At 51.6% G+C, this 24416-nt stretch carries 20 protein-coding genes; 19 read left to right on the forward strand and 1 reads right to left on the reverse strand.

Annotated elements, in window-relative coordinates:
• The first annotated feature begins 18 nt into the window (after positions 1-18).
• From priA to FFM82_RS05405, 8 genes are all read left to right on the forward strand, one after another.
• On the forward strand, positions 19-2436 hold the full coding sequence (gene priA / locus FFM82_RS05370) for a primosomal protein N' (RefSeq protein WP_137644843.1): 2418 nt from the start codon (positions 19-21) through the stop codon (positions 2434-2436).
• Between the two features lie 37 nt (positions 2437-2473).
• Complete coding sequence (gene fmt, locus FFM82_RS05375; RefSeq protein WP_137644844.1) at positions 2474-3424, forward strand: methionyl-tRNA formyltransferase; 951 nt, start codon at positions 2474-2476, stop codon at positions 3422-3424.
• Entirely contained in the window at positions 3421-4764 is a 1344-nt protein-coding gene (rsmB, locus tag FFM82_RS05380) for a 16S rRNA (cytosine(967)-C(5))-methyltransferase RsmB (RefSeq protein WP_137644845.1), read from the forward strand. The genes fmt and rsmB overlap by 4 nt, the downstream gene beginning before the upstream one ends.
• 17 nt (positions 4765-4781) lie before the next feature.
• On the forward strand, positions 4782-5531 hold the full coding sequence (locus FFM82_RS05385; RefSeq protein ID WP_137644846.1) for a Stp1/IreP family PP2C-type Ser/Thr phosphatase: 750 nt from the start codon (positions 4782-4784) through the stop codon (positions 5529-5531).
• Positions 5528-7546, forward strand: a complete 2019-nt coding sequence (gene pknB, locus FFM82_RS05390) for a Stk1 family PASTA domain-containing Ser/Thr kinase (protein WP_137644847.1) — start codon at positions 5528-5530, stop codon at positions 7544-7546. Before FFM82_RS05385 ends, pknB begins: the two co-directional genes overlap by 4 nt.
• Before the next feature lie 95 nt (positions 7547-7641).
• Entirely contained in the window at positions 7642-8538 is an 897-nt protein-coding gene (gene rsgA, locus FFM82_RS05395) for a ribosome small subunit-dependent GTPase A (RefSeq protein WP_137644848.1), read from the forward strand.
• 9 nt (positions 8539-8547) lie between these two features.
• On the forward strand, positions 8548-9201 hold the full coding sequence (gene rpe / locus FFM82_RS05400; RefSeq protein WP_137644849.1) for a ribulose-phosphate 3-epimerase: 654 nt from the start codon (positions 8548-8550) through the stop codon (positions 9199-9201).
• The gene (locus FFM82_RS05405; protein ID WP_137644850.1) at positions 9201-9839 is read left to right on the forward strand and encodes a thiamine diphosphokinase; all 639 of its coding nucleotides are present in this window, start codon (positions 9201-9203) and stop codon (positions 9837-9839) included. The genes rpe and FFM82_RS05405 overlap by 1 nt, the downstream gene beginning before the upstream one ends.
• Before the next feature lie 146 nt (positions 9840-9985).
• Here the strand turns inward: FFM82_RS05405 and rpmB are convergent, their stop codons facing one another.
• Complete coding sequence (gene rpmB / locus FFM82_RS05410) at positions 9986-10171, reverse strand: 50S ribosomal protein L28 (RefSeq protein ID WP_003638622.1); 186 nt, start codon at positions 10169-10171, stop codon at positions 9986-9988.
• Between the two features lie 236 nt (positions 10172-10407).
• Between rpmB and FFM82_RS05415 the strand changes: the two genes are divergently transcribed.
• The 11 genes from FFM82_RS05415 to rpsP all read left to right on the forward strand — a co-directional run bounded on the left by FFM82_RS05415 (position 10408) and on the right by rpsP (position 24409).
• Positions 10408-10770: an Asp23/Gls24 family envelope stress response protein gene (locus tag FFM82_RS05415; RefSeq protein ID WP_137644851.1), complete on the forward strand. Its 363-nt coding sequence runs from the start codon at positions 10408-10410 to the stop codon at positions 10768-10770.
• 35 nt (positions 10771-10805) lie between these two features.
• On the forward strand, positions 10806-12515 hold the full coding sequence (locus FFM82_RS05420; RefSeq protein WP_137644852.1) for a DAK2 domain-containing protein: 1710 nt from the start codon (positions 10806-10808) through the stop codon (positions 12513-12515).
• Positions 12516-12653: 138 nt separating this feature from the next.
• Positions 12654-14693, forward strand: a complete 2040-nt coding sequence (gene recG / locus FFM82_RS05425; protein ID WP_137644853.1) for an ATP-dependent DNA helicase RecG — start codon at positions 12654-12656, stop codon at positions 14691-14693.
• 28 nt (positions 14694-14721) lie between these two features.
• Positions 14722-15768, forward strand: coding sequence for a phosphate acyltransferase PlsX (gene plsX / locus FFM82_RS05430; protein ID WP_137644854.1), 1047 nt, complete (start codon positions 14722-14724; stop codon positions 15766-15768).
• Between the two features lie 39 nt (positions 15769-15807).
• The gene (acpP, locus tag FFM82_RS05435) at positions 15808-16050 is read left to right on the forward strand and encodes an acyl carrier protein (protein ID WP_137644855.1); all 243 of its coding nucleotides are present in this window, start codon (positions 15808-15810) and stop codon (positions 16048-16050) included.
• Between the two features lie 142 nt (positions 16051-16192).
• Positions 16193-16897: a ribonuclease III gene (rnc, locus tag FFM82_RS05440; protein ID WP_137644856.1), complete on the forward strand. Its 705-nt coding sequence runs from the start codon at positions 16193-16195 to the stop codon at positions 16895-16897.
• Between the two features lie 20 nt (positions 16898-16917).
• On the forward strand, positions 16918-20472 hold the full coding sequence (gene smc, locus FFM82_RS05445) for a chromosome segregation protein SMC (RefSeq protein ID WP_137644857.1): 3555 nt from the start codon (positions 16918-16920) through the stop codon (positions 20470-20472).
• 28 nt (positions 20473-20500) lie between these two features.
• A complete protein-coding gene (gene ftsY, locus FFM82_RS05450) occupies positions 20501-21991 on the forward strand; it encodes a signal recognition particle-docking protein FtsY (RefSeq protein WP_137644858.1) in 1491 nt (496 codons plus the stop codon).
• A 230-nt stretch (positions 21992-22221) separates the two neighbouring features.
• Positions 22222-22569: a putative DNA-binding protein gene (locus tag FFM82_RS05455; protein ID WP_137644859.1), complete on the forward strand. Its 348-nt coding sequence runs from the start codon at positions 22222-22224 to the stop codon at positions 22567-22569.
• A 21-nt stretch (positions 22570-22590) separates the two neighbouring features.
• Positions 22591-24039 (forward strand): signal recognition particle protein, encoded by a 1449-nt coding sequence (gene ffh, locus FFM82_RS05460; RefSeq protein WP_137644860.1) that lies wholly within the window; start codon positions 22591-22593, stop codon positions 24037-24039.
• 97 nt (positions 24040-24136) lie between these two features.
• The gene (rpsP, locus tag FFM82_RS05465; protein ID WP_137644861.1) at positions 24137-24409 is read left to right on the forward strand and encodes a 30S ribosomal protein S16; all 273 of its coding nucleotides are present in this window, start codon (positions 24137-24139) and stop codon (positions 24407-24409) included.
• Positions 24410-24416: the final 7 nt, after the last annotated feature.

Below are 24416 nucleotides of genomic sequence, written 5' to 3' on the forward strand. Positions count from 1 at the left end.
TAAGAGAGGAAGACCAGTGTGGCCCAAATTGCACAAGTTATCGTAGACGTGCCGACGATGCAAACTAACCGGCCGTATACTTATTTAATTCCAGCGGCCTGGCAGTCGCAGGTACAACCCGGTATGCGGGTGATTGTCCCGTTCGGGCGGGGCAAGCGGCGCGTTCAGGGGTTTGTCGTGAACTTAACCAATCAATCAACGTTCGATGGTGATTTGAAGGCAATCGACACCGTCGTGGACTTGGCGCCGGTTTTGAATACCGAGGCACTGGCCATGACGGCGTGGTTGGCGCAGAGTACCTTTGCGTTTCAAATCACCTGTGCGCAGACGATGCTACCGGCGGTCATGCGGGCGAAGTACGAAAAGCAACTGCGGGCCACCGATAAGACCAGTCCCGCGGTTCGAGAAAAACTATTTGGCGATGCGTCCAGCGTCTCGTTTGAGACCGTGGCGACCGATTCGCAAATGGTCAGCCAACTCATGCGCTGGCAAAAAGCGGGGGAAGTCGACGTCTATTACCAAGTTAAAAATCAGGCGCGTCGGAAGACCCAACTAGCCGTCAAAGCGGCGTTAACACCGGCGGAACTCGCAACGGCACAAACCACGGTGCGCGCCGGGGCAACCCAGCAGCTGGCGTTACTGAAGGCCCTAGCGACCCTGAACGGGGAGACCTTGACGCAAAAAATCTTCAGCCGGCGCTTCAATGTGAGCGACGCCACGATTCGCAGTGGTGAAAAGAAGGGCTGGTTGACGCGGGTCGCCGAGGAAGTTTACCGCGACCCGTACGCCGACAGCGACATTCAGGCGACTAAGCCGTTAACCTTAAACGATGAACAGCGGGTCGCCGTGGATCAAATCGTGACCGCCATCGACGCGCCGGCCACGACCACCTTTTTATTGGAAGGGGTCACCGGTAGCGGGAAAACTGAAGTTTACTTACAAGCGATGGCGGCCGCGTTGAAGGCCGGTAAAACGGCATTAATGTTAGTACCCGAGATTTCGCTAACACCGCAAATGGTGCGGCGGGTCAAGGGGCGCTTCGGCCACGCCGTTGCGGTGTTACACAGTGGCTTGTCAAACGGTGAAAAGTACGATGAGTGGCGCCGGATTCAGCGTGGCGAAGCCCAGGTAGTTGTTGGGGCGCGTTCCGCGGTGTTCGCACCGTTAACGAACATCGGCTTAATCGTGATGGACGAAGAACATGAAAGCTCGTATAAACAAGACGACGCACCGCGTTACCACGCGCGCCAAGTTGCGTTGTGGCGGAGTCGCTACCACCACTGTCCGGTCGTTCTGGGTTCGGCCACGCCATCGCTCGAGACCCGGGCGCGGGCGGAAAAGGGCGTTTATTCGCGGTTGGTATTAAAAGACCGCGTTAACCAGCGGCCACTGCCGGCGGTGTCAATTATCGACATGAAAAAGGAAATGCAGCAACACGCCGAAAGTAACTTTTCGGCACCGTTACTGGTGGCGTTACAGGATCGCTTGGAGCGCCATGAACAGAGTGTCCTGATGCTGAATCGGCGGGGCTACTCTTCATTCGTGCTGTGTCGTGACTGCGGCTTTGTATTGAAGTGCCCGAATTGCGACATTTCATTGACATTACACATGGACACCCACACGATGAAGTGTCACTACTGTGGCCATGAAGAGGCGATTCCGCGGATCTGTCCGAACTGTCATAGTCGTCAGATTCGTTACTACGGTACCGGAACGGAAAAAGTTGAAGAAGAACTCCGCGACTTACTGCCCGACGCCCGCATCATTCGGATGGACAACGACACGACCCGTAAGAAGGGTGCGCACGAAAAGCTGTTAGCAACGTTTGGTCGCGGCGATGCCGATATTTTGATCGGTACCCAGATGATCGCCAAGGGGTTGGACTTTCCCAACGTTACCTTGGTTGGGGTGCTGAATGCCGACACCGCCCTGGGCTTACCCGATTTTCGGGCGAGTGAGTGGACCTTTCAACTGCTGACCCAGGTCAGTGGCCGGGCCGGTCGGGCGGAAAAGGCCGGGCACGTCTACATTCAGACGTTCAACCCCGACCATTACGCGATCCGCTTCGCACAGCACCACGATTACGAAGGCTTTTTTAAGTACGAGATGCGGATGCGTCATCAGGGCGGTTACCCACCGTATTACTTCACCGTCCAGATTACCGCTAGTGACCTGGACGAAGCGGTGGCGGCCAAACGGATGTACCAGTTATTGCAGTGGTTGCGACCACGACTGACGCCCAGCACGTTGATTTTAGGACCAACACCGAAGCCGATTGCGCGGGTCAACCGGCGCTACTACTACCAAATGGTGTTGAAGTATAAGCGCGAGCCCAACCTTGCCAGCACCTTGAGTACGTTATTACAAGAAACTCAGGTACAGCAGCGGCAGGGGCTCCAAATCAGTATCGACGTGGAGCCACTACACTTTATGTAACGAAAATTATTAGGAAATGTACGGAGGAAACTAATCAATGACATCAATCGTATTTATGGGGACCCCGCAGTTTGCGGCGCCCATTTTAGAAAGTTTGATCAAGGAACAGTACCAGGTACTTGCGGTGGTTACCCAACCCGACCGTAAAGTTGGCCGGAAGCACGTTTTAACGGCGTCACCGGTAAAAAAGGTGGCCGTTGAACACGGTATCGAAGTCTTACAACCAGAAAAAATCGGTGGTAGTGCCGAAATGCAACGGGTGATCGACTTACAACCGGACCTGATTGTAACGGCAGCGTTTGGCCAGTTCCTACCGACCAAGCTATTAAAGGCGGCTAAGCTTGCGGCCGTTAACGTTCACGGTTCACTGTTACCAAAATATCGTGGGGGTGCACCGGTTCAATATTCAATTATTAACGGTGAAGCCGGAACTGGCATCACCATCATTTACATGGTTAAGAAAATGGATGCCGGTGACATGTTGGCACAACGGGCGATCCCGATTGAAAAGGACGACGATACCGGGACGATGTTCACGAAACTGAGCGTGGTCGGCCGCGACTTACTACTAGAAACGTTGCCAAAATTAATTGCCGGTGAGGTGACCGCAACGCCTCAGAATGAAGCGGACGTGACCTTTGCGCCGAACATTCAGCCCGACCAGGAACAACTGGACTTCTTCACCCAGACGGCCAGCCAGATTGATGACCAGGTTCGCGGGATGCGCCCGGCTCCAATCGCCTACGCGATGATGGACGGTAAGCGGACCAAGTTCTGGGACGTGACCCCGTTGAGTGAAACCGTTAGTCAGCAACCAGGCCAAGTCGTCCGTAAGACGAAGCACGAACTGGTGATTGCCGCAGCTGACGGCACAGCCGTAGCAATTAATAAGTTGCAGCCGGCCGGCAAGCCACAAATGACGATCACGGACTTTTTAAATGGGGCGGCCGACAAGTTCGCCACCGGAGAGCAGGTTATTAATAAATGAGTACAGTTGGCAACAGCCCCCGCTGGTTAGCGGTTACGGCTTTAGCAAAAATTAAAAACGGCGCCTATTCAAACCTTCAACTGAACCAGTTGATCAATGATCACGAAATGGACCGGCGCGATATCAACTTATTGACGAACATGGTTTACGGGGTAATCCAGCACCGCTTAACGTTGGAATACTGGCTAACACCGTTTGTGCGCCACCCGGGGAAGTTAGATCCGTGGGTCCGCGAACTACTGCTGAGTGCGCTGTACCAGTGGCAGTACTTAGATAAAATTCCGCAACGGGCGGTTTTTAACGAAACGATTGAAATTGCGAAGGTTAAGGGCCACCCCGGGATTCGCCGCTTCGTGACCGGTGTCCTGCACCAGATGGACCGCAGTGGTTTACCGAAATTTGACGCGATCCAAGACGCTGATGAACGGCTTAGTGTGACTTACAGTATGCCGAAGTGGCTGATTGAAGAATTGCGCCGGCAGCTGGGTGCGGACAAGATGGTCAGTATTTTAGCGTCACTTAACCAACCGGCTAAGCAGTCGCTACGGGTCAACCCGGCGGTTTCAACGGTTGAAGACGTGACTAACGCGCTAGTTAACGCCGGGCTGACGGTCGAAGCCAGTGCGGTGTCGCCGTTAGGGTTAGTTGCTTCGGACGGTCAGGCCATCAATACCGAGGCGATGCGTTACGGCATGTTCACGGTGCAAGACGAAAGTGCCCAACTCGTCGTTCCCGCCATGGACCTGCGTCCTGGTGACCACGTGTTGGACGCCTGCGCCGCACCGGGTGGTAAAACGACGCAAATTGCCGCGGCGCTGGATCCTGAACAGGGCGGTGAAGTCGTTGCCCTCGATATTCATGATAAGAAGGTCAAGTTGATCAGCCAAAACGCGGCCCGCTTACACGTTGCGGACCGGGTAGCCGCAACGGCGTTAGATGCTCGGAAAGTGGCGACGGAATTTAAGCCGGCTTCGTTTGACCGCATCTTAGTCGACGCGCCGTGTTCCGGAATCGGCTTGATCCGGCGTAAACCGGAAATTCGGTACGAAAAACAATTGAGTGACAGCTTGAACCTCCAAAAGATTCAGCTGGCAATTTTGACCGCCTGCGCGCCAACGCTTAAAAAAGGTGGTATCATGACGTATAGCACTTGTACGATTTTGCAACAAGAAAATCAGGACGTGATCGACCAGTTCTTGGCCAGCCACCCCGATTTCGAGTTGTTGACAACGCCAACGGCAAATCACTTAAAAGCGGATCGCAAGACGCGGACGTTAACGATTTATCCAGATGATTACTTGTCCGATGGCTTTTTCATTGCTTGTTTACGAAAAAAATAACGGTGGAGTGGTTAACAGTGGATTTTGCATACCGGTCGGATATTGGCCAACAACGTGAAGAAAATGAAGACTATGTCGGCGTATTTCAAAATAAAGCGGGAATCAACTTTGCGATTGTCGCAGACGGTATCGGCGGCCACCAGGGTGGGGACGTCGCTTCCGAAATGGCGGTCTCGCACATGGGGTACCGCTTTGAAAACACCCACTTTGATCAGCCGGAAGACGCGGTCAAGTGGCTGTCCAACGAAGTTCAGGATGAAAACCAGCACATCATCGAAAAGGCCCGTGAATTTTCCGATTTGAACGGCATGGGAACCACGATGGTGGCGGCGTTACTTTTTGACGACCAGTTTTTAGTCGCTAACCTCGGTGACAGTCGTGGCTACCTATTCCGCAACGGCGCGTTGCACCAGTTAACGGAAGACCATTCACTGGTGAACGAACTGGTCAAGCGTGGTGAAATCTCGGAAGAACAGGCTCGCAAGCACCCGCAAAAAAATATTATTACCCGGACGGTGGGCATTTCTCCCGATGCGGATATCGATACCAGTTTATTTAAAATGGAACTTGGTGATCAGTTGCTGTTATGTTCAGATGGATTGACTAACATGGTTCCTGATGACCAACTTGCCAAGGTGTTAGCCGACCAGCACCAAACCGCCACCGAAAAGTGCGAAACGCTGATCAAGATGGCCAACACTGCCGGTGGTTTTGATAATATTACCGCACTGATCGTAGCGGTAGATGGCGAGGTGGCCGGTAAATGACACCCAACTATACCCTTAGCGGACGGTACCGAATCGTCCGGTCCTTAGGTGAAGGTGGGATGGCTAACGTTTACTTGGCGCACGACTTAATTTTAGACCGCGACGTTGCGGTCAAGCTCTTACGATTAGACTTGCGTGATGATCCACGAACAATCAAACGGTTCCAGCGGGAGGCTCTGGCCACCACGGAACTCGTGCACCCGCACATTGTGAGTTTGTACGATGTGGGTGAAGAAAATGGCATGCAGTACCTGGTGATGGAATACGTTAAGGGAATGGACCTTAAGAATTACATCAAGCAGCATTTTCCACTCCCATTGCAGCAAGTCATTGATATTATGGAGCAGATTTTAAGTGCGGTCGCCACCGCGCACGCGCATAACATCATTCATCGGGACTTAAAGCCCCAAAATATTTTAATCGATGAGGCCGGTAACGCTAAAATTACTGATTTTGGGATTGCCGTTGCCTTATCGGAACATTCGATGACCCAAACCAACACGATTTTGGGTTCGGTACATTACTTATCGCCGGAACAAGCCCGCGGTAGTATGGCAACCAAACAATCGGACATTTATTCCTTAGGGATCATTTTGTACGAAATGCTGACCGGTTCGGTTCCGTTTAAAGGTGAGACCGCGGTGTCGATTGCGTTGAAGCACTTTCAAAGTGAGATCCCGTCGGTTCGAGACTTTGACGCCGACATTCCCCAGGCTCTAGAAAACGTGGTCTTAAAGGCCACGGCTAAGGATCCGCGGGAACGGTACGCCATGGTGGAAGACATGGCGACGGATCTACTGACGACCTTGTCGACGACCCGGGCTGGCGAGCGCCGCTACGTGCCGGCAGACGTCGGTAACGATGAGACTAAGATCATGCCGAAAGCCGATATTCAGGCGGCGATTGCGGCCAATCAGGACGGCGCGACCCAAGCGTTGCCGCGGGATCCCGAGCCGGCAAAACCTGCCGAAACAACGACGGCCAGTGCGGATGATACGGTCACGCCGCTACCGAAACGCTCCTGGTCCAAGCGCCACCCGGTTAGGCGCCGGATCTTAATGATTTTTGGCGTTATTTTCTTGCTAGTGGCGGCGGTCTTGATTGGCTTAACCCTTAGCCGACCACAAATGACCTCGGTGCCTACCGTTACCGGGATGACCCACAACGCTGCGACTCAGGCACTGGCGAAGCACAGCTTAACCGTGGGAAAAATTTCGCGGCAAAAGAGTAACCGGGTGGCAAAAAACGAGGTCGTAAAAACGACGCCAGCGAAGAATGCCAAGGTGGCTAAACACTCACGCATTGACCTGGTGATTAGTAGTGGGGCCAAAAAGATGAGCTTTGGTAACTTTGTGAACGAAAACTACGGGGAAGTGCGTAAATCGCTGAAGGCACAAGGCTTTACGGTGCGTGAACGCTTCAGCACTTCCGACGTTGCGACCGGCCAGATTTTAAGTCAGGACGTGACTGCTGGCAGCACGGTGTTACCAACGGCCACGACGGTGACGTTCACGGTCAGTGCGGGTAACCAGTACGTGGATTTAAAGGATCTGACTGGTGAAAGTCAGTCGGATATTGAAACTTACGCGGCTGATAACGGCTTGAACGTGACTTTTAAACGCGGCTACTCGAGCGAGCAGAAAAAGGGTTACTCGTACGATCAGTCACCGGATGGTGGTAATAACGTTCGTGCCGGTAGTGGCATCACGATTATGATGTCGCAGGGTGACCGGCCGTTAGGAATCGGGACACCTAGTAACTTTTATGTTAAAATAACGTTGCCGTATAAAGCACTGGCTACGAGCGGTACTCAGGCGAATAACGTGAAGATTTATTTAGAGGACGACTCGCACGTGTTGACGACGGTTTACCGCGACCTGTCGATCAATCACGATACCCGGGTTAGTTTACCGTTCCAATTGACCGGTAAGGCGACCGGCCGCTACCGAATCGTCCGTAACGGGGTCACGATTAGTGAAAAAAGTAAAATTACGAGTGAAGACGCAACAAATTAAAGTAGTAAGTCATGCCTAGGCATGACTTTTTTGGTACAATAGGAACAGATATCCAAAAGCGGACCGTACCAAATTGAAAATAAGGTGGTGCTAATTTGAAAATTGGACAAATTCGACAATCATTAAGTGGCTTCTACGACGTTTACGCCGATGGCCAACTCTACCGGACTCGGGCTCGCGGCAACTTTCGGAAACGAAAGATTACGCCGCTGGTCGGTGACCAAGTGGAATTTGATAGTACAACGCCACAAGAGGGCTATCTACTGAAAGTATTATCACGAACGACGCAGCTGGTGCGACCACCAGTTGCTAACGTGGACCTCGCAATCGTGGTGACGGCGACGACCCCGCAAGAGTTCTCGACGAACTTGCTGGACCGCCAGTTAGTGGCCTTAGCGGTTGCGGGCATCGAACCGGTGATTTATTTCGCCAAGACCGACTTATTAACGGATGCGGATTACGCGCAACGTGCCAAGTTAGCGGCGGCTTACCGCCAAATCGGGTACCAGGTAATCATGGATCGGACCGCCTTTTCGGCCACGGCGTTGGACGCACTTCGCCAAGCGTTGGCCAACCACGTGGCGGTCGTCATGGGTCAGACCGGGGCGGGTAAATCGACGCTACTGAACCATTTGCAGCCGGGATTGGATCTCGCGACCGGTGAAATTTCGCAAGCGCTTAACCGTGGGAAACATACGACCCGTAAGGTTAGTTTGATTCCGATTGCTGACGGTTTAGTGGCCGACACACCAGGCTTTTCGTCCTACGAAGTTTTCAACATTGCTGCTAACGAATTAACACATTACTTTCCAGAATTCGTTGCGTTAGCCGCTGATTGCAAGTATCGTGGCTGTGTGCACATCAACGAACCGCAGTGCGCGGTCAAGGCCGCGTTAGCCGCGGGGACGTTACTTCAAAGTCGTTATGATAATTACTTACAATTCTATGAAACGATTAAAAATAAAAAAGTTATCTATAATAAGAAAAAGTGAGTGAGACATATGATTAAAGTTGCGCCTTCAATTTTAAGTGCTGATTTTGCTAATTTACAACGGGACGTTCAAATGGCTGAACAGGCGGGTGCGGACATGCTGCACATTGACGTCATGGACGGGCAGTTCGTCCCCAACTTGTCCTTTGGGATGAGTACCGTGGCGGATCTTCGGCCGGTGACTTCCTTACCGTTGGACTGCCATTTGATGATTGTGGAACCGGAACGCTTTGTGGAACGGTTTGCGAAGGCCGGTGCCGATTTGATCGGGATTCACGTTGAAAGTACCCAACACGTTTATCACGCCTTACAGTTGATCAAGGAGGCCGGAGTTAAGGCGGAAATCGTCATTAACCCTGGGACCCCGCTGAGCATGATCACCGAAGTGTTACCGCTCGTGGATCAGGTGTTAGTGATGACCGTCAACCCCGGCTTTGGTGGCCAACATTTCTTGCCGGCAATGGTCGATAAGATTAGTCGCTTAGCTGAAATTAAGCGGGAAAAGGGCTATCACTTTGATATCGAAGTTGACGGTGGAATCAACGCTAAAACGGTTAAGGCGTGCTACGATGCCGGTGCTACGGTTGCCGTTGCGGGTTCCTACGTTTACGACAGTCCTGAACCGGCTGCCAGAATTCAAGATTTAAAAGTGGCGACGAACTAATGGAGATTATTAATTTGCTGGTTGGTGGCCCGACCGCGGACTGGCCGGCGGACTTAGCCAAAATTCCCGGATCGTGGGTCGGTGCCGACCGTGGCGCACTGCGACTGGTTAAAATGGGGATTCAGCCGGTAATGGTGGTCGGTGATTTTGATTCGATTAACCAAGCCGAGTTAGCGACCGTTAAAGCAGCTTTAGCCGGTTCGGTGATCGTTAAGCCGGATCAGGACCACACCGACACCCAGTTAGCCATTAAATCGATTTTTGAACAGCTAGCCCCTGATGAAGTCCACGTCTACGGGGCGACTGGCGGACGGTTAGACCACTTACTGGCCAACGTGTGGCTAGTGCTCGACCCGTTTTTCCGCCAGTGGGCGCCTAAAATCAAGCTGATTGATAAGCAGAATAGCTTACGGTACTACTTACCGGGCGACTACCGGATTAAAAAGGAAGCCGATAAGCGCTACCTGGCGTTCGTTCCGCTAACGCCGATGCACCTGACGTTGCCGGATGAGAAGTATCGGCTGCAAGCTGACTACCACGACTACCCAATTTCGTGGGCCAGTAACGAATTTGTCGGGACTAGCGGGCACGTTAGTTTCGATCAGGGCGTGCTGGCGGTGATTCAAAGTAAAGATTAACTTGTTAAAAAAAGCCGATTTTCCCGTGCGGGGAGAATCGGCTTTTAGGGTGCCATTATAAAGTTTATAAAAAGTGGGGTGGTCAACCGGAAATTTGGGCATAAAAAAAACGCCACCCACAAAAAATGTAGTGACGAATTAGTGCGCTAAACGCGCGTTACTTTACCTGATTTCAAAGTCCGAGCTGAAACCCAAACCTTCTTTGGTTTACCATCAACTAAAATGCGAACTTTTTGCAAGTTAGCTTTCCAGCTGCGGCGGCTGTGGTTTAAGGCGTGGGAACGCGTGTTACCAAAGTGCGTCCGTTTGCCCGTAACGTAGTCTTTTGCCATGTTGATCTGCCTCCTTCGGTAATCATTGATAAAAGGTCGTTGCTTTATCATTCACTAGAATAATTTATCATAGTTCCCCACAGGTTGCAATACATTTCTATCAAGTAATTTTACTTTACTGCTAAATTCCCGTGTTACGGGCTTTAGAGCACTGGTCGCTTAATTTTTCTTTCAACCCGGGTTGTGCTATGATAAACTATCGTAAATGAACGCGTTAAAACAAGGAGGCTATTTTCATGGCTGTCAAAATCAAAACGCAATTCGGCACGATCGATATCGATAACGACGTGATTGCTACCGTCGTTGGTGGTGCCGCAACGGAAAACTTCGGGGTTGTCGGCATGGCTAGTCGCAATCAGATCCGTGATAACTTAAATGAAATTTTACGCCGCGAAAATTATGCGCGGGGCGTCGTCGTCCGTCAAGAAGATAACGGGGTGGCGATTGACGTCAACGTGATCGTCAGCTACGGCACGAAGATTTCAGAAGTCTCACGCAATGTCCAAGCCAAGGTCAAATACAATTTGCAAAACATGCTTGGCGTTACGGCCAATTCGGTCAACGTCATTGTCCAAGGTGTGCGGGTAATGAACGACTAATTGAAATTGGTGGAAGCCAAGGAGGAATTTTGAAATTGAAAATCACCACGATTACTAATCTTGAATTTGGCAAAATGGTGCAGGCTGCGTCGCAGAAACTGAACCAACGCGCCGAATTCATTAATTCTTTGAACGTTTTCCCGGTACCGGATGGCGATACGGGGACGAATATGAGCCTTTCGATGGCGAGTGGTGCTAAGTACGAGCGGGAAGAAACCAGTACCGCGGTTGGCGACTTAGCGTCAGCACTTGCCAAAGGGCTATTAATGGGAGCCCGTGGCAACTCGGGGGTTATTTTGTCGCAGATTTTCCGCGGCTTCTCTAAGAACGTTGCCGGTAAGGATACGTTGGATGCCAACGACCTTGCCGAAGCCTTTGCTGCCGGTGCGCAAACCGCGTATAAGGCAGTTATGAAGCCGACGGAAGGGACCATCTTAACGGTAATTCGTGAAGCAGCGGGTGCCGGTAAAAAGGCCGCCAAGACGACGGATGATATTGGTGTGGTCATGGATAAGGTCGTTACCGCTGCCGAAGCTGCGTTGAAGTCAACGCCGGACCTGTTGCCTGTTTTGAAACAGGTTGGGGTCGTTGATTCCGGTGGCCAGGGGTTAACCTTCGTATTAGAAGCCTTTAACGATTCATTAAACGGCCGGGTTGACGAGACCCAGGACTACGTTCCCGACGACGCCGAAATGGATTCGATGATTGACGCTGCCCACCACCAGAGTGTTCAGGGTAAGTTAGACCCGAACGACATTAAGTACGGTTACTGTACCGAAATTATGGTGCGCATCGGTGACGGTAAGTTAGTCGACCATCAATTCGATTATCAGACGTTTTACGACTACTTAGCTAAGTTAGGGGACTCCCTCTTGGTGATCAACGATGATGAGATCGTCAAGGTCCACGTGCACACCGAACATCCCGGTGACGTGATGACTTGGGGCCAACGCTTCGGGGCGTTGATCAAAGTTAAGGTCGACAACATGCGGTTACAACAAGAAACCATCATGGAACACGACCAGGAAGAAACGGCGCAAGCAACCCCGGTCGCGCCGGCCGAACCAGCGCAACCGAAGATCGACATGCACGGGTACGCTGTGATTTCCGTGTCTTCCGGTGACGGGATTGCCACTCTGTTCAAGGGTCTGGGCGTGACGAACATCATCGCGGGTGGTCAGACGATGAACCCTAGCACGGCGGACATTGTTGACGCCGTGAACGCGAGTGGTGCTGAAAAAGCGCTGGTGTTACCAAATAATAAGAACATCTTCTTGGCAGCGGAACAAGCAGCGGAAGTTGCCGATATCCCGGTCGAAATTGTTCATACTAAGACGATTTCGCAAGGCTTGACGGCAATGTTAGCTTTCAATCCGGAAGCGGATCCGGCTGCTAATCAAGCCGAGATGGAAGATACGCTCGATACGGTCATTAGTGGTCAGGTGACCCACGCCGTTCGTGATACGACCATCGATGGCTTGGAAATCAAAAAAGATGATTATATGGGCTTAGTTGATGGCAAGATCGTGATTACTGATCCGGACCGGGCAACGGCGACCTTAGACATGGTTAAAGCGATGCTCGACGAAGACAGTGAGTTAGTCACGATCATTTACGGCGCAGACGCTACCAAGGCGGACGCCGACGCCTTAGCAGCTAAGGTTCAAGACTTAGATAGTGAATTAGAAATTGAAATTCATGAAGGGGACCAACCGGTTTACCCATTCTTGATTTCGGTTGAATAAGCCTTAAATAGGCGCACAAAGTGGGGTTGGATGTCGTTCCAGTCCCTTTTTGTTGTCGTTAAAGTCGTCTGCTTTTTGGTCAGTTCTTAGTGACTTTGGTATAATAAGCACATAAGTTTTAGAAAGGGAGGTGCGGTGATGACCCACCAATTAAGTGACGCCGTTGCCAGCCTGAGCGGGGTTGGCCCGGCGAAGCAAAAAGGGTTGGCCGGTCTTGGAATCAATACGATTGCGGACCTGTTGACCTACTACCCCTTTCGCTACGATGATTTACAAGTTAAAGACGTTAACGAAATTGCGGATCAGGAAAAGGTGACGTTGAAGGGCACCGTGGCTTCGGAACCGGTCCTAGCGCGTTTTGGGCGTAAGAAGAATCGGTTGAATTTCCGGTTGCTGATCGAGCACGACGTCTACATGGTGACGTTTTTTAACCAGCCTTACCTGATGAAGCAAATTACAACGGGGCAGCCGATTGCCGTTTACGGTAAGTGGGATGCCAAGCGCAGCAGTTTGACCGGGATGAAGATCATTAACCCGAATAACGCCGACGAAGCGTTCGGATCAATTTATCCTGCCAGTAAGGCCGTAAAGCAGACGACGATTCGTAAGTTGATTAAGCAGGCCTATGACGACTACGCCGATGCGATTACGGATATCATGCCAGCGCCGTTGGTCGACAAGTACCGGTTATTGCCACGGCGCCAGATGATTCACGACATGCACTTCCCGCCGAGTCAGGAAGCATCGGCGGCGGCTCGGCGGTCGGCCACTTACGAGGAGTTCTTGCTGTTTCAAATGCAGATGCAGGCGCTTAAACAGGAGGACGCGGCCACTAACGGCATTGCGATTCATTACAACAACGACCGCTTAAAAGCGTTCATTAAAACGCTGCCCTTTGAACTGACTCACGCCCAAAAGCGGGTCGTTAACGAAATCTGTTTAGACTTAAAATCGCCGAAACACATGAACCGTTTGCTTCAAGGGGACGTGGGGTCTGGGAAGACAATCGTAGCGGCCATTGTGATGTACGCCGCCATTACCGCTGGTTATCAGGCGGCGTTAATGGCGCCAACCGAAATTTTGGCGGAGCAGCACGCTAATAATTTGGCAAAGGTCTTTGCTGCAACCGACGTTAACGTTGCTTTACTGACCGGTTCAACCAAGCCGGCTGCTCGGAAGACGTTGTTAGCCGCCCTAGCCGCTGGTGAGATCGACCTTTTGATTGGGACCCACGCGCTGATTCAGGAGGGGGTTAACTACCACCGGTTAGGGTTAGTAATCACCGATGAACAACACCGGTTTGGCGTTAACCAGCGGGCGGCGTTTCGACAAAAGGGCGGCCAACCGGATGCGTTAGCCATGACGGCGACCCCGATTCCACGGACGCTCGCGATCACGGCGTACGGCGAAATGGACGTGTCGGAAATCGATGAACTCCCCGCGGGGCGTCAGCCGATTCAAACGACCTGGGTGCGCAGTAATCAGGCCAATAATGCCCTGGATTTTGTTCGTCAGCAGATCAACGCGGGGTCGCAAGCCTACGTGGTAACGCCGCTGATCGAGGAATCCGAAACGTTGGACGTTAAAAACGCTGAGGCGTTATCGGCGAATTTACAGGACTACTTTGGCCCGCAAATCAAGGTCGGGTTACTGCACGGTCGGTTAAAACCCGAAGAAAAAGATGCCCAGATGGCGGCCTTTAAGGCGGGAGATATCCAGGTCCTCGTGTCCACGACGGTGATCGAAGTCGGGGTCGACGTTAAAAATGCGACCATTATGATGATTTACGATGCGGACCGCTTTGGTTTAGCACAGTTGCACCAGCTGCGCGGTCGGGTCGGCCGCGGTAGTAAAGCGTCGTTTTGTATCTTAGTGGCGGACCCGAAAAACCAACAGGGTATCGAACGGATGCAAATTATGACCCAGACGACCAACGGCTTCATCCTCGCACAAAAGGATCTGGAGTTACGGGGCGCCGGCGACGTGCTCGGCGTCAAGCAGTCCGGGATGCCTGAATTTAAAGTCGGTGATCCGATTGCCGATTTGACCGTCCTTCAAGTTGCTCAGCAAGATGCACACGCCATCGTGCAGCAACCCGATTGGCAAGCAAAACCGGAATACCAAGCGTTAGCACAATATTTAAAGGTGAAATTGGCGATGGTCGGTACCTTAGACTAGGCCGCTCACGAGAGGAAATGGTGACGAAATGATTAAGATTGCAATTGATGCTATGGGTGGCGACTACGCTCCCAATGCGGTGATTGAGGGGGTCGAAGCGGCCCGCGACCAGTTTGAAGACACGGTCTTCTTACTGTATGGACAACGCGACGTGATTAACGCTCAGTTGAAGAACCGCGATCGGATTCAAATTATCAATGCCGACGAAGTGATTACGATGGAGGATGAACCGGTCCGGGCGGTCCGCCGTAAGAAGCATTCGTCAATTGTGATGGCTGCTCAAGCGGTCAAGGACGGTCAAGCCGACGCGTTTTTCTCCGCCGGTAATTCCGGAGCCGTACTGGCGGCCGGACTGTTTGTGGTCGGCCGCATTAAGGGCATCGACCGGCCGGGGCTCGTGACGGCGTTGCCAGTTGTTCGCAATGCCAACCAGTCGAACTTTGTGATGATGGACATCGGTGCGAACGCTGATAGTAAGCCCCAGAACTTACAACAATACGGGATTCTTGGGACCTATTACGCCGAACGGATGATGCACGCAAACCATCCGCGGGTCGGTCTACTCAATAACGGGACCGAAGACGATAAGGGCAATAAGGTGCATAAAGCGGCTTTTGACCTGCTCTCACAAACGGCTGATATTAACTTTATTGGTAACGTGGAATCCCGTGACTTACTGAACGGCGTGGCGGACGTGGTCGTGACCGACGGCTTTACCGGTAACGCGGTCCTTAAAAGTATTGAGGGAACGGCTCGCTCGATGCTCGGTTTGGTCAAGGATGCCGTCTACCATACCGGTATTAGTGGTAAGTTAGGCGGATTATTATTGAAGGGCGGCTTCAACCAGATCCGTTCACAAATGGACTACTCCCAGTACGGCGGGGCCGTGCTATTGGGACTGAAAGCGCCGGTCGTGAAGGCCCACGGTTCCAGCAAAGCGCCAACGATTGTTAATACGATTCGTCAGATTCGTCAGATGGTCAGCACGGACCTCGTGCCCGGAGTTGCGGAATACTTTGCTAACCAGCAGGCTAATCAAGAAGCGGGTGTAGACAAGCCCGTAGAAAACGATTAAAATACTTGAGTGAATTAAAGTTAGCGAGGGATTTCAAAAATGACTAAAGACGAAATTTTTAATAAAATTGCGGCGATTATTGCGGACCGCTTCGAAGTTGACCAAAGCAAGGTAACCAACGAGATGAATTTACAAAAAGATCTCGATGCGGACTCCATTGATTTTGTGGAATTCGTTTTGGAACTTGAAGATACCTTTGGTAGTGAAATTTCCGACGAAGACGCTGAAAAGTTGTCAACGGTCGGTGAAGTGGTGGATTATGTCGCTGCCCACCAAGCTTAGGCTGGGTTCAAAATAAGGTAGGTCTGTCTCGAATGCGAGCAGGACCTACCTTATTTTGTGCCGGTGGCAAGTAGATTGTTATTGCGACGGTACTCATAGTATAATATTAACGTATAACGGATTTTAAGAAAGGAAGTTGCAGATGATAACAGAATTAGCCGCGATGCTTAAAGAACGGTTCGGCATCGTTTTTCATAATTCCGATTTACTGGCCGAAGCGTTTACCCAGGCGTCGTACGTCAATGAACATCAGGATCAGAAGTTAAAGTTTTACGAACGGGTCGAATTTTTGGGGGATGCCGTCTTGGAACTCGCCGTGTCCGAGTATTTATACAAACGCTATAAAGACATGCCCCAAGGCAAGTTGACCCGCCTCCGCGCCGCAATGGTCTGCGAAGAAAGTTTCGCTAGCTTTGCGCGCGAGTGCGGGTTTCCAAAGTATATCCGGTTAGGTAAGGGCGAACAAAAGGCCCGCGCCTGGGAGCGCGATTCATTATTATGTGATATTTTTGAATCGTTCGTTGGCGCCCTCTACTTGGATCAGGGCCGCGAACCGGTGTTGAAGTTTGTCCACCAGGTGATTTTTCCCAAATTGGACGAAGGTCGGTTTGACGGTGTTTTTGATTATAAGACGACGTTGCAAGAATACTTGCAACAAGACGGCGACGTGGATATCGAGTATCAATTATTGGAACAGGATGGTCCGGCTAACGAACGTTCTTACGACATTGCCGTTTTAGCGGATGGCAAGCGAATCGGTAGTGGCCGTGGTCATTCTAAGAAGGAAGCCGAACAAAGCGCTGCTCGGCAAGCGTATACGCAGTTACAACAGGACACCGATAAATAATTACAGGAAGTTTGTGGCGAATGCAACTCAAATCATTAGAAATTAGCGGCTTTAAATCTTTTGCCGATAAAACCAAAATTGATTTCCAATCCGGAATGACCGGGATTGTCGGCCCCAACGGCAGTGGTAAAAGTAACATTATTGAAGCCATTCGCTGGGTATTGGGTGAGCAGGCCGTTAAAAGTTTGCGGGGGACCAAAATGACCGACGTTATCTTCGCCGGTTCGGCCCACCGAAAGCCCCTCAACATGGCCAAGGTTACAATTACCTTTGATAATAGCGACCACTTCCTGCCGTTGGATTACGCGGAAGTTAGTATTACCCGGAAACTGTTTCGTAACGGTGACAGTGACTATTTAATTAATAACCAGAGTTGCCGGTTAAAGGACATTACGAATTTGATGATCGACACCGGGCTGGGGAAGGATTCGTTTTCGGTCATTTCTCAGGGGCGTGTTGAAGCGGTCTTCAATGCAAAACCAGAGGACCGGCGCAGTATCATTGAAGACGTTGCCGGGGTCTTAAAGTATAAAAAAGATAAGCAGACGACCGAAACTAAGTTGGCGGAAACCAGTGACTACTTGGACCGGGTCAAGGACATTATTGCGGAGTTATCGCAACAAAAGGGCCCGCTGGAACAACAGGCGAGCCTAGCCCGAGATTACCAGGATCAAAAGCAACGCTACGATTTCTTCGACCGTTCGCGGTTGGTTAAAAAAGTGACGATTGCCCACGATCAGCTGGTTACGGTCAATCAAAAATTGGCAACGGCCAAGCAACTGGTTAAAGACTACCAGCAGCAAGTTGACGCCGGTGCGACTAAGTTAAGCGACTTAAAGACGCAACAAGCCGCGCAGTTAAAGCGCAAGGACGAGTTGGCGGCGCAAACGCTGGCACTGACCAAGACGATTGAAAATGCGCAGGGACAGCAGGGCGTCGACGCAGAACGGCGGCAAAATCAACAAGCGACCCAGCAACGCCTGCAGCGCGAGCTGGATGCGGCGACCACCGCGATTACCGCGTTGGCAGACCGGCAGGCTAAGTTACAGCAGCAATTAAGTGACCAGCGCAAGCAGGTCAGTCAGTTGCAAGGCGTGGTCGATCAGCTAAAGGCGGCGACTAGTGAAGCCGGTCGGCAGCAGTTGGCAGACCGCTTAACCGCTTTACGCAACGCTTACGTGGATGAAAAGCAGGTTCAGGCGTCACTCAATAATGAAGCCAAACATTTACAAAAGCAACATCAACAGTCGGATAATCAGACCGATGCTTTGGCCCAGCGGTTGGCGCAGGCCCAGGCCCAGCTAAAACGGGCCGCTACCGCCGTTGACGTTGCGAACCGTGACCGGACCGAACGTCAAAATGACGTTGATCGGCAACGTGAGCAACTAAATGCTAAGCGGCAACAGTATAAGCAAACCGCCGAAAAAATCGATGATCAGCAACAACGCTGGTTTGACGCCGCCGGGCTGATGCAACGTGAACAGTCACGGCTAGAAGCCCTGCAATCGGTTCAGGAACGCTACACGAATTTTTATGCCGGCGTGCGGATGGTCCTACAACACCGCCAACAGTTCCCCGGGGTCGCGGGCGCGGTCTCGGAACTACTGACGGTGCCGGCCCAGTACGCCAAGGCCATCGAAGTTGCGTTGGGTGGTCAGCTCCAAAACGTGGTTTGTGATACTCAACAAACGGCTAAACAAGTCGTTAATTTTTTAAAGCAACACCACGCCGGCCGGGCGACCTTTTTACCGGTCGAGCGGATTCAAGCGCGCCAACTGGCAGTTAACGTTGAACGTGATTTGCAGTCACAACCGGGGGTGCTGGGAATCGCCAGTGAACTGGTGACTGGTGCTACGAAGTTAACGGCAATTAAGCGTTACCTACTCGGAACAACTGTGGTGGTCGATACGTTGGACCACGCGTTGGCCATTTCGCGCACCCGCCGCTTCCACTGCAAGTTAGTGACCGTTGGTGGTGAAACCATCGCGGCCAGTGGGGCGATTACCGGTGGGGCGACCCGCCACGATGATAACGGGTTATTACAACAGCAGGCCAACGCCGAAAAAATTGCGGCCAACGTGGAAAAGATGAAGGCCGAATTAGTAACTTACGAGCAGGAACTGGCCAACGCCAAGCAGGCTAACCAGGACCTTGCCCAACAAGTTGAAGACGGGCAGCAGCGCCTGAGCGACAGTCGAACGCAGCTTAACCAGGTTGAAGTGCAGTTACAGAGCGCTAAGCAAGACCACCAGCAGTGCCAGCGCCAGGTCAAAGCGTTGCAGTACGAACAACAACAGCGTGACCAAGCCGGCGACAGCTACGAGGAACAGGTTGGCCGTAACGAACAGGCCAAGGCGGCTAATACCGCGAAACTTGAGCAGTACCAAACTGAAATGGCCACCGTTGAACAACAACAGGCCGATTACGAGCATTACCAGGTCGAACAGCGTGAGCGACTGCAGGAACGGCGCGAACAACTCGTGACGTTGAAGGAACGGTGTCACCAAACGACCCAACAGTTGCAAGACTGTGACGGTCAGTTAGCGACGCAACGGCAAACGCAACGGGAGGCCCAGACGGCCCTGACGACCATTCAGGAACAGTTGGCCAGTCAACAACTGACGGTCAAGGAACGGACGACGATCTTAACCGAGGCGCGTGAAAAGCAAGCCCAGGTCACGGCGCAACAGCAAGCTTGTGATCAGCAGTTGACAACGTTGAACGACCAGGTGGACAGCTTGACGGCCCAACAAGTCCGCACTCAGCAGTTGGCCACGGCGGCGACCGATGACTACCGGCGGCTAGAACTGAGTCAAACTAAGCTGACGGGCGAAGTCGACCACGCCACGGCTGATTTAAGTGAAAAGTACCGCCTGACCTTGGAGGCGGCCCAGGCCGACGTCAGTGAATTGACGTTACCGGCAATTGAGGAACAGTTGAAGCTGCTTAAACGCGGCCTGGACGAAATCGGGACGGTCAATTTAGGTGCCATTGAAGCCTTTGAACAGGTTAAGCAACGTTTTGATTTCCTAACCGCGCAAGCGAGCGACTTAGAAGCGTCGAAGGCCCACTTATTACAAACGATGGCTGGCCTCGACACGACGGTTGCGACCCGTTTTAAGGCGGCCTTTGACAAGGTTGCGACCCAGTTTAGCCAAATTTTTGTTCAAATGTTTGGCGGTGGTAAGGCTGAATTGATTTTAACCGACCCGGAACACCTCTTGACCAGCGGGGTCGACATCATGGCCCAGCCGCCGGGTAAGAAATTTCAGCGGTTAAGCCTGCTTTCCGGTGGGGAACGGGCGTTGACGGCCATCACGTTATTATTTGCCATCTTAGCCGTCCGGCCGGTACCGTTCAGTATTTTGGACGAAGCTGAGGCGGCGTTGGACGATGCCAACGTTGACCGCTTTAGCCAATACCTGAATGATTTTCAAACCGGTACCCAGTTCGTGATTATTACACACCGGAAGGGCACCATGATGCACGCCGACGTGTTATACGGGGTCACGATGGAGGAATCCGGGGTGTCCAAAATGGTTTCCGTGTCCTTAGCGGATTTAAAGGATGAATAATGAAGTTAATTGAGAAGGAGTGTGTTCAATGGGACTATTTAGTCGCCTAAAAAAAGCGTTTAGTTTACCAGAATCACAGGAACAACCAGCGCAGTCGACGGCTAGTCAGGTTGAGGAAAGTACGGCGAGTGCCGCGCCGCGCAGTGCGGCTGAATCGACGCCAGCTACCCCGGCTTCTTCAGCAGCAACCGTACCGGCAAGTGCCGAAACGGTCGTAACCAGTGCGACTAGTACGGCTCCCGTGTCAGCCGAGGCGCAAGTAACCAGCGCGGCATCGACGGCACCGGAATCAACGATGACTGCCAGTCAGGCGGTAGCAGCGTCGTTAGCGGCCTTAAGTGCGACGACGGTAGCGGCAGAATCAGCCACTACCGCTCCCGATTCGACGGAAGTCGTAGAATCAGTAGCCACATCGACTGCCACCGAAGAAGTGGAAGCAAGCGCATCAAGTGAAACCGGGGCCGTGACGAGTGCCGCCTTGGAAACAACGGAAGTTGAAAGTGAAACTCGTTCGGTGTCACCGGAACCGGAACCGGCGCCGGTAGCGCCAGCGTCAGAAGCCCCCGAACCGGCGGCTGAACCGACCGAAGCTGAGCGTTACGACGAAGGTTTGAAGAAATCACGGAAAACCTTTGGTGACCGGATCAACGCCTTTTTGGCGAATTTCCGCCACGTTGATGAGAGTTTCTTCGACGAACTGGAAGATACGCTGATCGAATCCGACGTGGGTTACGAGACCGCGATGCGGATCAGTGACGAGCTCCGCGACGAAGTTAAGTTGCAAAACGCCAAGTCGAAGAAAGAAATTTCCAGTGTAATCGTTGAAAAGCTGGTCGATATGTACGGTGAAGCTGGCGAAGGCGAAGATAATTCGATTCACTTAGCTGAAAATGGTCCGACCGTAATTCTATTTGTCGGGGTTAACGGTGCCGGAAAGACGACGACCATCGGTAAAATGGCGAACATGTATAAGCAACAGGGTAAGAAAGTCTTGTTAGCGGCTTGTGATACCTTTAGAGCCGGCGCCATCCAACAACTGCAAGTTTGGGGCCAACGTGACGGTGTGGACGTCGTTGCCGGTCGTGAGAAGAGTGACCCGGCGGCGGTCTGTTTCGACGCCGTTAAGAAGGCTAAGGCGGAAGATTACGACATCTTATTCGTAGATACCGCCGGCCGACTACAAAATAAGGTCAACTTGATGAACGAGTTGGAAAAAATCAAACGGGTGATCACCCGTGAAATTCCGGCCGCGCCGCAGGAAGTGCTGTTGGTACTAGACGCCACGACTGGTCAAAACGCCTTGAACCAGGCCAAGATCTTTAAGCAATCCACTGACGTGACCGGCATCGTGCTGACCAAGCTCGACGGGACCGCCCGTGGGGGGATCGTGCTGGCCATTCGCAACGAACTCCACCTTGCCGTGAAGTACGTGGGTCTGGGTGAAAAAGTGACCGATTTGCGTCCGTTCAACGCCAACGACTTTGTTTACGGACTCTTTAAAGACGTGATTACGGCTTAAGCCAATTAAGCTGATTTTAAACGGTTGAATGCTAGTAGCTACTGGCGTTCAACCGTTTTTAATACCGGCGCAAAAGGTAAATTTTCTGGTCGCGGGTGCCCGGTGAGACTTACCGGTCAGTTTACCCCGGTTTTTACGCTAAAAAGCGCGCTCGGAGTTGACGAATCACGCTAAAATCGGTAATCTTAACTAGTATGTAGTCTGCGAATAAACGCGTGAGGAGTCAGCGCATGGAAATTGAGAAAAATTTTCGGATCAACTCGCTGTTTGAGTTTTACGAACCGTTACTAACGAATAAGCAAAAGGAATATATTCAGCTCTATTACGCCGATGACTATTCTTTGGGTGAGATTGCCGCCGAGTTCTCCGTTTCCCGGCAGGCGGTGTATGACAATATCAAGCGGACCGAAAAAATTTTAGAAGGCTACGAATCCAAGTTGCGGCTTTACCAGGACTTCATTGAACGAAACCGGCAAGTGGACGCAATTTCGGACTATATCAAGGCGCATTACCACGGTGATGCAACGTTAATTAAAATGATTCAACAACTAGTCGGTCTTGAAGCCGACTCAGAATAAGATAAAGGTTAGGTGACACTGATGGCATTTGAAGGCCTAACAGAACGTTTACAAAAGGCAATGACCAATTTACGGCGTAAGGGGAAAGTCTCGGAAAGCGACTTACGCCAAACGATGCGGGAAATCCGCTTAGCACTTTTAGAAGCCGACGTTAACTTTACGGTCGTTAAGGATTTCGTTAAGACGGTCCGCGACCGCGCGCTCGGTGCTAAGGTGCTCGAAGGATTGAACCCCGCGCAACAAATCGTCAAAATCGTTGATGAAGAGTTAACCAAGACGATGGGTGAAACGGCGGTGCCGTTAAATAAATCACCAAAGATTCCGACCGTTATTATGATGGCCGGGCTACAAGGGGCCGGGAAAACGACGACGGTCGGTAAGCTGGCACTGAAACTAAAAAACGAAGCTAACGCGCGGCCGTTAATGATTGCGGCCGACGTTTACCGGCCCGCTGCGATCGAACAATTGCAACAGGTTGGTCGTCAAATCGACGTACCGGTTTTTGAACTGGGAACCGACGTTGATCCGGTCGAAATCGTTCGCCAAGGGATGGCCCAAGCGAAGGAAAATCATAACGATTACGTCTTCATCGATACCGCCGGGCGGTTGCAGATTGACGAACAGTTGATGGACGAACTGGCCAACATTAAGGCCGTGGCCGAACCGGACGAAATTTTACTGGTCATTGATGCGATGACCGGTCAAAACGCCGTTAACACCGCCGAAGGGTTCGATACGAAGCTCGACGTTACCGGGGTCATCCTGACGAAGCTGGATGGCGATACCCGTGGTGGGGCCGCACTTTCAATTCGGGCCGTGACTGGCAAACCGATCAAGTTCGTTGGTCAGGGTGAAAAGATGACCGACTTGGACGTCTTCCATCCGGACCGGATGGCGGACCGGATTCTTGGCATGGGTGACATGCTGACACTGATTGAAAAGGCGCAGCAACAATACGATGAAAAGCAAGCCGAAGAAATGAACCTGAAGATTCAGGAAAACACCTTTGACTTTAACGACTTCATCGATCAGTTGGACCAAGTTGATAAGATGGGGAACATGGAAGACATTATGAAGATGATCCCCGGGTTAGCCAATAACCCGGCGATGAAGAACTTCAACATGGACCCGAAGGACATTGCCCACGTCCGGGCAATCGTTTATTCGATGACCAAGCAGGAAAAGGCTGATCCGGATATTTTGAACCCGTCGCGACGGCGGCGGATCGCTGCCGGTTCCGGACGACCGATTCACGAAGTTAACCGGATGATCAAGCAATTCAACCAGACTAAGAAAATGATGAACCAGATGTCCAAGGGGAACTTTTCTGGAATGGAAGGCCTGATGGGCGGCAACGGCGGCGGTTTCGGTGGCAAGATGCAACAAATGGCCATGAAACGGATGGTTCGCCAAACTAAGAAAAAGAAACAAAAGCGCTTAGCAAAGGCCATGCGCCGGCGCAAACGTTAATTAACTAGAAAAAATTAACCTGTCAAGAAAAAATCCTTTACAAGCTATTGAATAACTGGTATATTATTACCTGTTAAAGAATTCGGGAGGTGTTTAAATGTCAGTCAAGATTCGTCTAAAGCGGATGGGTTCAAAGAAAAATCCATTTTACCGGATTGTCGTCGCAGACTCACGTTCACCACGTGATGGTCGTTTTATCGCCCAAGTCGGCACATACAACCCACTTACTCAACCAGCCCAAGTTAAACTTGAAGAGGAAGATATCCTCGGTTGGTTAAACAATGGTGCTCAACCTTCAGATACGGTTAAGAATATCTTATCCAAGGCCGGTATCATGAAGAAGTACCACGAAGCTAAGTTCACTAAATAATAAAGCG

Origin of the sequence: Lactiplantibacillus plajomi, from assembly GCF_005405405.1 — a bacterium.
GTDB lineage: Bacteria > Bacillota > Bacilli > Lactobacillales > Lactobacillaceae > Lactiplantibacillus > Lactiplantibacillus plajomi.

Bases quoted from the DNA above. Each gene is read 5' to 3' on its own strand.
- rsmB (WP_137644845.1), top strand. From the start codon at position 3,421: ATGAGTACAGTTGGCAACAGCCCCCGCTGGTTAGCGGTTACGGCTTTA.
- recG (WP_137644853.1), top strand. From the start codon at position 12,654: ATGACCCACCAATTAAGTGACGCCGTTGCCAGCCTGAGCGGGGTTGGC.
- rnc (WP_137644856.1), top strand. From the start codon at position 16,193: ATGATAACAGAATTAGCCGCGATGCTTAAAGAACGGTTCGGCATCGTT.
- smc (WP_137644857.1), top strand. From the start codon at position 16,918: ATGCAACTCAAATCATTAGAAATTAGCGGCTTTAAATCTTTTGCCGAT.
- ftsY (WP_137644858.1), top strand. From the start codon at position 20,501: ATGGGACTATTTAGTCGCCTAAAAAAAGCGTTTAGTTTACCAGAATCA.
- FFM82_RS05455 (WP_137644859.1), top strand. From the start codon at position 22,222: ATGGAAATTGAGAAAAATTTTCGGATCAACTCGCTGTTTGAGTTTTAC.
- rpsP (WP_137644861.1), top strand. From the start codon at position 24,137: ATGTCAGTCAAGATTCGTCTAAAGCGGATGGGTTCAAAGAAAAATCCA.
- rpmB (WP_003638622.1), bottom strand. From the start codon at position 10,171: ATGGCAAAAGACTACGTTACGGGCAAACGGACGCACTTTGGTAACACG.
- fmt (WP_137644844.1), top strand. From the start codon at position 2,474: ATGACATCAATCGTATTTATGGGGACCCCGCAGTTTGCGGCGCCCATT.
- FFM82_RS05415 (WP_137644851.1), top strand. From the start codon at position 10,408: ATGGCTGTCAAAATCAAAACGCAATTCGGCACGATCGATATCGATAAC.
- plsX (WP_137644854.1), top strand. From the start codon at position 14,722: ATGATTAAGATTGCAATTGATGCTATGGGTGGCGACTACGCTCCCAAT.
- pknB (WP_137644847.1), top strand. From the start codon at position 5,528: ATGACACCCAACTATACCCTTAGCGGACGGTACCGAATCGTCCGGTCC.
- ffh (WP_137644860.1), top strand. From the start codon at position 22,591: ATGGCATTTGAAGGCCTAACAGAACGTTTACAAAAGGCAATGACCAAT.
- FFM82_RS05405 (WP_137644850.1), top strand. From the start codon at position 9,201: ATGGAGATTATTAATTTGCTGGTTGGTGGCCCGACCGCGGACTGGCCG.
- acpP (WP_137644855.1), top strand. From the start codon at position 15,808: ATGACTAAAGACGAAATTTTTAATAAAATTGCGGCGATTATTGCGGAC.
- rpe (WP_137644849.1), top strand. From the start codon at position 8,548: ATGATTAAAGTTGCGCCTTCAATTTTAAGTGCTGATTTTGCTAATTTA.